The sequence below is a fragment of the Streptococcus sp. HMSC10E12 genome (assembly GCF_001807855.1).
GTDB classification, from domain to species: Bacteria; Bacillota; Bacilli; order Lactobacillales; family Streptococcaceae; genus Streptococcus; species Streptococcus salivarius.
In genome coordinates this window covers 138,598-144,859 of sequence record NZ_KV791083.1, presented here as the reverse complement: position 1 = coordinate 144,859, position 6,262 = coordinate 138,598, and the positions used below count along the sequence as shown (strand labels likewise).

At 37.4% G+C, this 6,262-nt stretch carries 6 protein-coding genes; 5 read left to right on the top strand and 1 reads right to left on the bottom strand.

Features of this window, described 5'->3' with window-relative positions:
• Positions 1-272: 272 nt before the first annotated feature.
• The gene (locus tag HMPREF3112_RS02025) at positions 273-1,595 is read right to left on the bottom strand and encodes a matrixin family metalloprotease (RefSeq protein WP_048673802.1); all 1,323 of its coding nucleotides are present in this window, start codon (positions 1,593-1,595) and stop codon (positions 273-275) included.
• A 213-nt stretch (positions 1,596-1,808) separates the two neighbouring features.
• Between HMPREF3112_RS02025 and HMPREF3112_RS02020 the strand changes: the two genes are divergently transcribed.
• The 5 genes from HMPREF3112_RS02020 (at position 1,809) to HMPREF3112_RS02000 (ending at position 6,222) form a co-directional block, all read left to right on the top strand.
• Positions 1,809-2,546: a LytR/AlgR family response regulator transcription factor gene (locus tag HMPREF3112_RS02020; RefSeq protein WP_022496803.1), complete on the top strand. Its 738-nt coding sequence runs from the start codon at positions 1,809-1,811 to the stop codon at positions 2,544-2,546.
• A gap of 310 nt (positions 2,547-2,856) precedes the next feature.
• On the top strand, positions 2,857-4,035 hold the full coding sequence (locus HMPREF3112_RS02015; RefSeq protein ID WP_002884300.1) for a sensor histidine kinase: 1,179 nt from the start codon (positions 2,857-2,859) through the stop codon (positions 4,033-4,035).
• 111 nt (positions 4,036-4,146) lie between these two features.
• A complete protein-coding gene (locus tag HMPREF3112_RS02010) occupies positions 4,147-5,526 on the top strand; it encodes a hypothetical protein (RefSeq protein ID WP_070437752.1) in 1,380 nt (459 codons plus the stop codon).
• A gap of 163 nt (positions 5,527-5,689) precedes the next feature.
• Positions 5,690-5,962 (top strand): 30S ribosomal protein S16, encoded by a 273-nt coding sequence (rpsP, locus tag HMPREF3112_RS02005; protein WP_002884675.1) that lies wholly within the window; start codon positions 5,690-5,692, stop codon positions 5,960-5,962.
• Between the two features lie 11 nt (positions 5,963-5,973).
• Positions 5,974-6,222 (top strand): KH domain-containing protein, encoded by a 249-nt coding sequence (locus HMPREF3112_RS02000; RefSeq protein ID WP_002884680.1) that lies wholly within the window; start codon positions 5,974-5,976, stop codon positions 6,220-6,222.
• Positions 6,223-6,262 lie beyond the last annotated feature (40 nt).

Below are 6,262 nucleotides of genomic sequence, written 5' to 3'. Positions count from 1 at the left end.
GGTATAAATGTTAAGAAGGGTTCCTAGACTATTTTTATTCTGTTTATGAGAATAATGAGCAAAAACTAACAAAGTTGAGTTTTCTAACTCATCCGGTCTCTCTTTACATTTTCTATTTTACCAAAAAAAATGGAGAAAACTTTACATATCTTTAAAATATGTAAGAAAAAATCATGAACAGTCATTTTCTGGTCTTGAATGGTCATCTCACTTGTATAAAAAAAACAGAACCTGATAGGTCTGCTTATAAATTATAGTGATGGTGTAAGAACTTAAATCTTGCTATAGAGCTTCTTAACATTGTTAATATCAACTGGTTGGATACTTGTCTTACCACCTTTAGGTTCCATTACAGAGGCAACAGCACTGTTGTGCTCAAGTCCAATTGAGTGGCCTAATTCGTGTTGCGCAGTGTTAAGGAGTTTTCCACCATTCTTTTGATAATAATTGTTTTGAACATGGAAGGTGTTCAAGTAAACAGTAGCATTACTATATTGCTTAGTTGGGAGGTAGTAAGTAGAGTAGGTAACCCCAAGAGGAGCTGCTACATTACCTTCATAACGTTCATCAGCAATGATGTTAGCTTTTTGTTTATCGTTAGTGAGCAAGAAATTAAAGGCACCAGTGTTATTCCAAGAAGTGATAGCTTGTTTGTAGGCATTCACGATTTCAGGATTTTTAGCATTGATGAAGACTGTTGCTTCCTTAGTTGACCAGTGAGGAGTGTCGTAATTCTCTTTTACCAGTTCGTTATTCTTTTGCCATACTTGAGCAATTCGGTCCACTGGTTTAGCAGGTTGGATAGGAGTAGCTTTAGGAGCTGTAGGTTTAGTGACAGTCGTTGTTGGCTTCTTAGGTTGTGTCGTTGTAGAAGGCGCTGGCTTGTTTACAACAGTTGTTGGTTTCTTAGGTTGAGTTGTAGATGTTGTAGGTTTGTTAGCGACTGTGGCTGGTTTTTTAGGTTGACTAACAGCAGGAGTTGATTGTTTAGGTTTTGTTGTAGCTGTTGTCGTGGGCTTTGTAGAAGGTGTTAATGGTTTTGGAATATAAGTAGATAGAATCTTATGAACTTTACCATTATTAATTTCTGTTGATACCCATGTAGCACCATCTTTTGACCAGGTTTGTGCTTGAGCGACAGTTTCGGTCTTTGGTTCAGAGTGATTTTCTACAGCCTTATGATTGCTATCTGTATTTGTCGGAATTCTAGTCCCATAGGTTTTGCTACCAGTCTGGCTGTCGACAGTACTGCTAGCTGTTTGACTATCTTGTTTCAATTCCTCAAAAGTCGGAGTATTTGTGGGCGTTTGTTCATAGTCATTTTCATGTGTATGAAGATCATCTACAGAGGTATGTGACACAGTAGTCACAGTAGTAGGTGTTTCACTAGATACACCTGTTTGAGTGATGGTATTGGTATTTGTAGTTGTTTCAAGTTCAGAAAATGTCATAGCCTGGTTAGGATCTGAAACATAGGTTTGATCCGCAGAGGCATGCTGAGGACTTCCCACAAGAAAAGCACTAATGATACCAACAGTTGCAAGGGTTAAGATGGTCTTTGTCTTAGTCCCTTGCGTTTTAAAAGAACGTAACATAACTTTCTCCTTTTTAATATAAAACAAAAACAGTTCTCATGATAACATCTAAAAATGAAGATAAAGTGACAGGGAGATAACAATTGTTTTATAAATGAAATGAGGTAAGTTAAAAAGACTTTATGCTGTACAAAAAGGAATATTATCCGATTAATTATGATAAAATGTTAAATAGGTATATTAAAGTATATTAGAAAGAAAGAGGGAAATAAGATGCTTTCTATTATCGTCCTTGAAGATGATGCCTTGCAGCGTCATCGTGTTAGTCGTTTATTGGACGAAGCAGTTGAGGAGTCGAAGGCCGTTGTTGATGGGATTACCTTTTATGAGCAAGGTCAGGAATTGTTAGATGCTGATAGAGGTTCGGGTAAATCCATGGTTTATCTTTTGGATATTGACCTTAAAAATCAAACGAAGCAGGGACTAGATATTGGGCTTGAAATCCGTAAGGAAGACTTGAAAGCACAAATCGCTTTTGTTACAGCCTACTCTGAGTTTATGCCCTTGACCTTCCGTTATAAGATTCAAGCTCTGGACTTTGTTGATAAATCCATGGAAGATGCAGATCTTAAGAGAGCCTTGGTAGAACTTTTAGATTTTGCGTATTCGCAGGTTGAGCAAGAAACCAAGGCACAGAGTCTGACGGTAAAAACGGATAAAAATGATGTTAATATTCCTTATGATGACATTTTATACATTGAAACAGCCCCTGTGCCACATAAGTTGATTGCTCACACCAAGTCAAATCTAGTAGAATTCTATGGAAAAATTGCAGAAGTAGCGAAATTGGATGATATTTTCTTCCAAACGCATCGCTCTTTTGTTGTCAATGTGAGTAATGTGACAAGTGTGGATCGTACGGCTAATATGGTCTTCTTTGAGGGAGACGAGTCATGCCTCCTCTCGCGGACACGTAAAAAGGAACTTTTGGAACGATTGAAAAATCGTTAAGGCTCAGATTTTCCCCTTCTTCTCTAATCATTATTGAAAGTTTTCTGAAATTCGAGATAATTATTTAATTTTATCTCATATAATAGCAGGAAGTGTGATAAAATAGTAATGTGGCTTTTTACTGCTTATTTAAGATTACTAGAAGGAGGTGGCTAACCATTAAATGATGCTCAATTTGCAAATTGCATTAGAATATCTTTTGCATTTCATCGTCATACAGTGGATTTACGAAAAGACCAGCTTGGTCAAGATACCACGTATGATTCTTCCTATTGCGTTCTTAGTTGAATGTATAGGGGGGATACTGGGGATGTCATATAATGTCGGTTTGTCCTTTATGACACCGTTCTACCTTCTTTTCTATGCTTATTTCTATGGCAAGGAAAGAACCACCAATATGTTGGCATTTTATGCTTTCTATCCTCTTGTTCTTTATCTTTTGATTTTTAATGGTTATGCCTACTTTTTGATGCCGGGATTTGGTATCACATCGGATTTCCTTAACAAAAGTTATCTTTATTTCATTTTCTTTGACCTTTTAATTATTCCAACATTTGTCGCTCTTTCCAAACTTCTTAATATTGATTTTAAATATTTGAGGGTTTTGGAGCGAGATCGCAAATTTGGTCGGATAATGTTTTTCACTAACTTTGTTTTGATTAGTTATGTGATTATGAACTATTCCGTAGTTGTGGCTTCGCGTTTCTTTGATTTGTACTATGCTGGCCATATTATAACCTTGATTGGCTATATAGCGATTCTTTATGCTGTTTACAGTGTCAATAGATACGCAGATGAGTACTTTGAAAATGAGCGAAGAAAAGAAAATCGTCGTCACTTGGATGACCTAGAGAAGTATTCTGAACAAGTCGAAAGTCTTTACGAAACGTTACGCAGTTTCCGTCACGACTATACTAATGTTATGATTTCGCTTAATGAAGCCATTCAGATGAAAGACATCGACCAAATCAAGATGATTTATGATAGTGTCTTGAAAGATTCGGCATCAGATTTGAAGCAGCAAAAGTTTGATTTGGCAAAATTAACTCGTGTGACCAACATGCCGCTTAAGAGTCTGTTGTCATCTAAAGTAGCCGAAGCTTTTGATAAAGGTATTCAATGTCATGTTGAGGTTGAAGAGGGCGTCTTCTTCACAGATATGCGTCCACTCGACTTGATTACAATCATATCCATTCTTTGTGATAATGCTATAGAAGCTACTGTATTAGCAGATGAACCAAAATTATCTATCGCTATCTTTAAGATGGAAAATCAATCCGTTATTGTTGTTGAGAATTCAACTAAGGAAGCTTCTATTGATGTAGCTCCTTTGAAACAAAGAGGATTTTCAACAAAAGGAACAGGTCGAGGATTGGGCTTGGCAAATATCGAAGAGATTCTCTTTAGATACGATAATGTCACGCTTGAAACGGAATCAGCACAACACCGTTTTGTCCAATTATTGTCTATTACACCAAAAGAAGATTAATGGGGATTTAATAAGAATTTTTAGAATTCTTGTTAATCCCTATTTTTATGTTAAAAAGTATGGTAAAATAGGGAAGTTAATCATGTGTTTTTTAATTCAGGGGGATTTATTATGTTGAAAGACGAATGGTTAGAGTACTTTGAGGCCGTGAATGGCCGAAAACCAAGACCAATCGACTTTAAAGAAGCCTTGGAACGAGGAGAGTTTGTTCTCTCTGAAGGTGCAGAGGCTCACCAAGTAGCTGATCAAGGAGAGTCTTCAGCTGACCAACAGTTTGAAGAAGGAACCGCAACTGCCAGAGCACTAGCCCAGTCTCAGAAAGAGCGTGACAACGCGCAAGAGGCTATGGCAAATGTGGCTCAAGAAAAGAGAAAGGCCCTATCTCAAGAGACTGTTGGTCAAGTAAGAACCATTCAGTCGGGCCGCCAGGCTGAGGATATTCAAAAAGAAGAGGAACAACGCAAACGCGTCGCAGAGGCTAAGGAGCGTTTGGCAAGTTATGCGCCAACCCGTCCAGATGCAGAAAATCATTCTGTTAATACCTCGAGTGAGCCTAATCAATCTATTCCAGTTTTCAGTAACCAAGCACAGCATCTTGGATTGTCTGAGGATTTGACAAAACTTGATCATAAGGAAGAAAAAGCAGCTAAGAAGCTTGCTCGTCAAGCTACTCGTGATAAGAAAAAGGCTGAAAAATTAGCTGCTAAAGCTAAATCTAAGGAAGAACAGACAGTTGCCAGACTAGAAAAGAGATTGGAAAGTCAGGTTCGTCTTCTAGAAACGATTCAAAACGCTAATCAAAAATCGCAAAATGCCAAAAATTGGGGCAAAGGAGCCTTGATTTCTAGTCTTGTTGCTGTTGTTTTGATGTTGCTTGTTGGTGGTGTATACGGTTTTTGGCGTAATGCTTCGGGGAACATTGAGGGGACTTGGGAATTAAAATCGTCTAAGGTATTGGACGAAAATTCTGGAAAGTTAACCAATGCTCTGAAAGAACATGAAGATAAAGATGAAATTTACGTCTCTTTCCTTAAAGTTGATCAGTCTAATAATTTACAAACACATTCTTACTTTTATAAAAAAGGTGAGGAGGATCAGCCTACTTTTACAGCTTCAGATTATTTGAAGGAATATCAAGTTGTTGATCAGTGGAATAAATCGATTACCTATACTAAAGAAGTTTCAGAATTTAAGCGTGAGTTGACTAAAGTTGTCTCGCAACTTTATCCAAATGCAGATAAGAATCTAGTAGATTACTATATTTCGGATAATGTAGATAACTATCGACTCTACCGTAAAGGGAAACGCACCAAGTCTTATACTGTAAATAAAGATACCTTGGTTGTTTCTACCTACAACGAGGATGGCAAGTTGACCAGTCGTGATACTTACGAGAAAGTGTCGAAGGCAGCTGCTAAGGGTTTAGAAGCTGAATATGCTGAAGCAAAGGTAGCTTATGAAAAAAATCACAAGACTACAACTAAGAAATAGTCGAAAAGGAAGTTAGAGTTTGACTCTAACTTTTTTTGTAGAAATTTTAAGTCTGTCAAGTTTTTTTCTTGACACATAAAAATGATATGGTATACTAGTTAGGGTCGAGGGGCGATAAGAGCCCTCACCATAATAAAAAAACTAAAGAAAAGAGATATTAAAAATGGCAGTAAAAATCCGTTTGACTCGTATGGGTTCTAAGAAAAAACCTTTCTACCGTATTAACGTTGCAGATTCACGTGCTCCACGTGATGGACGTTTCATCGAAACAGTTGGTACTTACAACCCACTCGTTGAAGAAAACCAAGTAACACTTAAAGAAGAACGTGTTCTTGAGTGGTTGTCTAAAGGTGCACAACCTTCAGATACAGTTCGTAACATCCTTTCAAAAGAAGGCGTTATGAAGAAATTCCACGAATCAAAATTCTCAAAATAATTTTTTAGCCTATGGATACCATTGAAAATCTTATTATCGCTATCGTTAAACCTTTAATTGCTTCACCAGATCAGTTGACCATCAAAATCATTGACGGTCCTGAGTTTTTGGAGTACCATCTTGATCTTGCCCCAGCCGATATTGGGCGTGTTATCGGGAAAAAAGGACGTACTATTACGGCGATAAGAGCGATTGTCTATTCGGTACCTACTCAAGGTAAAAAAGTTCGTCTTGTTATTGACGAAAAAGAGAAAGCTTAAGAGGTGACCCTAGGGTTGCCTTTTTTGCATATTTTGGTTA

What these genes read in the sequence shown, in the direction of transcription:
- HMPREF3112_RS02025 (WP_048673802.1), bottom strand. Translation starts at nt 1,595, where the DNA reads ATGTTACGTTCTTTTAAAACGCAAGGGACTAAGACAAAGACCATCTTA.
- HMPREF3112_RS02020 (WP_022496803.1), top strand. Translation starts at nt 1,809, where the DNA reads ATGCTTTCTATTATCGTCCTTGAAGATGATGCCTTGCAGCGTCATCGT.
- HMPREF3112_RS02015 (WP_002884300.1), top strand. Translation starts at nt 2,857, where the DNA reads ATGTCATATAATGTCGGTTTGTCCTTTATGACACCGTTCTACCTTCTT.
- HMPREF3112_RS02010 (WP_070437752.1), top strand. Translation starts at nt 4,147, where the DNA reads ATGTTGAAAGACGAATGGTTAGAGTACTTTGAGGCCGTGAATGGCCGA.
- rpsP (WP_002884675.1), top strand. Translation starts at nt 5,690, where the DNA reads ATGGCAGTAAAAATCCGTTTGACTCGTATGGGTTCTAAGAAAAAACCT.
- HMPREF3112_RS02000 (WP_002884680.1), top strand. Translation starts at nt 5,974, where the DNA reads ATGGATACCATTGAAAATCTTATTATCGCTATCGTTAAACCTTTAATT.